The organism is Bradyrhizobium sp. (assembly GCF_049798375.1).
GTDB lineage: Bacteria > Pseudomonadota > Alphaproteobacteria > Rhizobiales > Xanthobacteraceae > Bradyrhizobium.
Genome location: NZ_JBARGP010000253.1, coordinates 1 through 3,854 on the forward strand (window position 1 = coordinate 1; position 3,854 = coordinate 3,854).

Annotated in this window: 5 protein-coding genes and 1 pseudogene; all 6 read left to right on the forward strand. The window is 65.2% G+C overall.

What is annotated here, in order from left to right:
• Nucleotides 1–1,075, forward strand: a 1,075-nt coding sequence (dnaJ, locus tag WA702_RS10720) for a molecular chaperone DnaJ (protein ID WP_425110491.1), incomplete at its 5' end; no start/stop codon positions are given.
• 233 nt (nt 1,076–1,308) lie between these two features.
• Nucleotides 1,309–1,911: a class I SAM-dependent methyltransferase gene (locus tag WA702_RS10725; protein WP_425110492.1), complete on the forward strand. Its 603-nt coding sequence runs from the start codon at nt 1,309–1,311 to the stop codon at nt 1,909–1,911.
• Between the two features lie 46 nt (nt 1,912–1,957).
• The gene (locus WA702_RS10730) at nt 1,958–2,536 is read left to right on the forward strand and encodes an NADPH-dependent FMN reductase (RefSeq protein WP_425110493.1); all 579 of its coding nucleotides are present in this window, start codon (nt 1,958–1,960) and stop codon (nt 2,534–2,536) included.
• Between the two features lie 6 nt (nt 2,537–2,542).
• Nucleotides 2,543–3,256 carry an orotidine-5'-phosphate decarboxylase gene (pyrF, locus tag WA702_RS10735; protein WP_425110494.1) on the forward strand — a complete coding sequence of 238 codons (714 nt, stop codon included), beginning with the start codon at nt 2,543–2,545 and terminating at the stop codon, nt 3,254–3,256.
• 25 nt (nt 3,257–3,281) lie between these two features.
• Entirely contained in the window at nt 3,282–3,584 is a 303-nt protein-coding gene (locus WA702_RS10740; protein ID WP_425110495.1) for a DUF1330 domain-containing protein, read from the forward strand.
• A 68-nt stretch (nt 3,585–3,652) separates the two neighbouring features.
• Nucleotides 3,653–3,854 (forward strand): annotated as a pseudogene (locus tag WA702_RS10745) (4-hydroxy-tetrahydrodipicolinate reductase); the annotation flags it as partial.

Consider the following 3,854-nt stretch of genomic DNA (forward strand, 5'->3'; position numbering starts at 1 on the left):
ACTCAAGGCGGCCTTCCGCAAGCTGGCGATGAAATGGCACCCGGACAAGAATCCGGGCGACGCCACCAGCGAGGTTCGCTTCAAGGAAATCAACGAGGCCTATGAAGTCCTGAAGGATGGCGACAAGCGCGCCGCCTATGACCGCTACGGTCATGCCGCGTTCGAACAGGGCATGGGCGGCGCCGGCGGTCCCGGCTTCGGCGCCGGCTTCGCTTCTTCCTTCTCCGACATTTTCGAAGACCTGTTCGGCATGGCCGGCCAGCGCGGTGGCCGCGGCGGTGGCCGCGAACGCGGTGCTGATCTGCGCTACAACATGGAAATCACACTGGAGGAAGCCTTCCAGGGCAAGACCGCGCAGATCGAGATCCCGGTCTCGGTCACCTGCGAGTCCTGCTCCGGCACCGGCGCCAAGGCCGGCACGAAGCCAAAGACCTGCTCGATGTGTGGCGGCGCCGGGCGCGTGCGCCAGGCCCAGGGCTTCTTCACCCTGGAGCGGACCTGTCCAGGCTGCCAGGGCCGTGGTCAGATGATCGAGGATCCCTGCCCGTCCTGCACGGGCCAGGGCCGCGTCACCCGCGAGCGCACGCTGTCGGTGAACATCCCGCAGGGCGTCGAGGACGGCACGCGAATCAGGCTTGCCGGCGAGGGCGAGGCCGGCGTCCGCGGTGGGCCGCCCGGCGATCTCTACATCTTCCTGTCGCTATCGCCGCATGACATCTTCCAGCGCGATGGCGCCGACCTGCACTGCCGCGTCCCGATCTCGATGGTGACGGCCGCGCTCGGCGGCGAGTTCGAGGTGCCGACCATCGACAAGGGCAAGGCCAAGGTCAAAATCCCACCCGGCACACAGTCCAGCCGCCGCTTCCGCATCGCATCGAAGGGCATGCCGGTGCTGCGTTCGCGCCAGACCGGCGATATGTACGTCCAGGTCGTGGTCGAGACGCCACAGAACCTGACGAAAAAGCAGCAGGAATTGCTGGCCGAATTCGAGAAGCTGTCGTCCGGTGCAACCCAGCCGGAAGCCGCGGGCTTCTTCAGCAAAGTTAAGGATCTGTTTGGCAAGGCGGCCAATTGAGCTACGCCGTCCGGCACTTGCGGATGACGCAGGGGCCGTGGCCTCGTAGACCTCTGCGCGACTATACCACTAAGCGACAAAAAAATTGCGGGCGGCATCTCAGACCGCGGAGCCTTTGGGCTTAGCCGCGCGTTACGGTTCGGCTTGACCGTGCAGCCCGCGATCTATACGTCTTTATGACCCTTTTCTGACATTCGCCGTGGACTCCCACCACGGTCCCGTCCGGTAGTGAGATGCCTCTGCAATCGTCCGTGCGCGTGTCGAAAAAGCCTCTGCGTCTCGACGATGAGGTGCGCTTTCTCCGCTCATGGATTGAGAAGCCGCTCCATATGGGCGCGGTGATGCCGTCCGGCCGGCTATTGGCCCGCACCATGGCGCAGTATGTCGACATCCATGGCACCGGACCGGTAGTCGAACTCGGACCGGGCACCGGCGCGATTACCAGCGCACTGGTCGAGCGCGGCGTCGATCAGAAGCGCCTCGTGCTGGTCGAATATAATCCCGGTTTCTGCGCCCTGCTCCGCGACCGCTACCCGCAGGCCAAAGTGGTACAGGGTGACGCCTATCGGCTCCGCGATACGCTCTGGAACGTCCTGGGTGCGCCGGCCGCCGCGGTTGTCTCGGGCCTGCCGCTCGTGACCAAGCCGATGCTGACGCGGATGAAACTGATCCGCGATGCCTTCGCGGCGCTGACGCCCGGCGCTCCCTTCGTGCAGTTCACCTATTCGGTGGTGCCGCCGATCCCGAAATCGCTTCCCGGCGTAACCACCGAGGCGTCCGAGCGGATCTGGATGAACCTTCCGCCCGCGCGCGTCTGGGTGTATCGCAAGGGCTGACCGGCGGCTGCGGCTTTGCGTGGCGGGTCGCCACGTGTTTTCCACCATGTCCGCGCTGAAAATCCTCGTCATTCCCGGCTCGACGCGATCAGGCTCACGCAATGTCCGGCTTGCGGCCGCGGCCGCCTATCACTTCGCCCAGGCCGGCGTCGACGTCACCCGGATCTCGCTCGCCGACTTCCCCTTGCCGATGTATGACGGCGACCTGCAGGCCAGATCGGGCGTGCCGAAGCACGCGGTCAACCTCAAGCGGATGATCGGCAGCCATCACGGCGTGCTGATCGTCACCCCTGAATATAACGGATCGATCCCGCCGCTCCTGAAGAACGCGATCGACTGGGTCAGCCGGGTGCAGGAGGGGAACGAGCGCCGCGGCCAGATCTTTCGCGTCAGGCCGTTCGCGATCGCAGCCGCCTCCGAAGGCCGGCTCGGCGGTGTCCGCGCGCTCGCGGCGCTGCGGCTGGTTCTGTCCGCATGCCAAGCTATCGTCATTCCAAATCAGCTTGCGCTGTCCTTTGCCGATCAGGCCTATGACGATCTCGACCGTCTGAAGCAGGCGGCCGATATCGAAGCGCTCGACGCGCTGGTGCGGCAACTGATCGACGTTTCGCAACAGATGACATGAGGTGACATGCCGACGACCGACATCGCTCCGCGCGACCGCCTGATCGTAGCGCTCGACCTGCCCGACATTGCGCAAGCAGAAGCGATGATCGGGCGGCTTGGCGACAGCGTCAGCTTCTACAAGATCGGCTATCAGCTCGCTTTTGCCGGCGGGCTTGCGCTGGTGCCGAAGCTCGCCGACGCCGGCAAGAAGATCTTCATCGATCTGAAGCTGCACGACATCGGCAATACCGTGGCGCGCGGCGTCGAAAGCATCGCCAGGCTGGGCGCGACGTTCCTGACCGTGCACGCCTATCCGCAGACCATGAAGGCTGCCGTCGAGGGCCGGGCCGGCTCAGGCTTGAAGATTCTCGCGGTGACCGTGCTGACCTCCTATGACGAGGCCGATCTCGCGGCTGCCGGCTATCGTCTCGGCGTTTCGGAACTGGTCGAGATGCGTGCGAAACAGGCCGACGCGACCGGCGTTGATGGACTGGTCTGCTCCGCGGAAGAGGTCGGCGCGCTGCGCGGGATCGTGGCGCCCAGGGTGTGCCTGGTGACGCCAGGCATCCGCCCGGCGGGTTCCGCCGCCGGTGACCAGAAGCGGATCATGACGCCGGCCCGCGCGATCGCATCCGGCAGCGACTATCTGGTGGTCGGGCGCCCGGTGCTTGCGGCCGACGACCCCAAACTGGCCGCAGAGGCCATTCATGCTGAAGTCGCGCAGGCGCTGAACAGATAGAAACCGAAAGAAGAAGGAAAACGGGATGGCCAAAGGATACTGGATCGGGCGTGTCGATGTTCACAATGAGGACGGCTACAAGGCCTATGCCGCGGCCAACCCGGCGATCTTCAACAAGTTCGGCGGCCGTTACGTCGTGCGCGGCGGCAGGTATACCGGCGTCGAAGGCGAGAGCCGGTCCCGCAACGTGGTGATCGAATTCGCCGATTACGACACCGCGATGGCCTGCTATCAGTCGCCGGAGTACCAGGCGAACATCAAGGTCCGCCAGCCGCACTCCATCGCCGATCTCATCATCGTGGAAGGCTATGACGGGCCGCAGCCCTGACCTCCGTGCTATCAGGTTGCCGCCGTAGCCTGTCGCGGCTATAGCCCGTAACAAGCGAGGAAACTGATATGTCCGACATGCGCTTGATTGTTGCGGGAGCCGGCGGCCGGATGGGCCGCGCCCTGGTGCGTGCGATCGCCGACACCCAAGGCGCGGTGCTGGTCGGTGCGCTGGAGGCGCCGGGGTCCGAGCGGATCGGCGACGATGCCGGCGTGCTGGCCGGGCTGCCGGCCAACGGCATCAAGCTGTCGGCCGATCTCTGGGCCTTGT

What these genes read in the sequence shown, in the direction of transcription:
- WA702_RS10725 (WP_425110492.1), top strand. Translation starts at nt 1,309, where the DNA reads ATGCCTCTGCAATCGTCCGTGCGCGTGTCGAAAAAGCCTCTGCGTCTC.
- WA702_RS10730 (WP_425110493.1), top strand. Translation starts at nt 1,958, where the DNA reads ATGTCCGCGCTGAAAATCCTCGTCATTCCCGGCTCGACGCGATCAGGC.
- pyrF (WP_425110494.1), top strand. Translation starts at nt 2,543, where the DNA reads ATGCCGACGACCGACATCGCTCCGCGCGACCGCCTGATCGTAGCGCTC.
- WA702_RS10740 (WP_425110495.1), top strand. Translation starts at nt 3,282, where the DNA reads ATGGCCAAAGGATACTGGATCGGGCGTGTCGATGTTCACAATGAGGAC.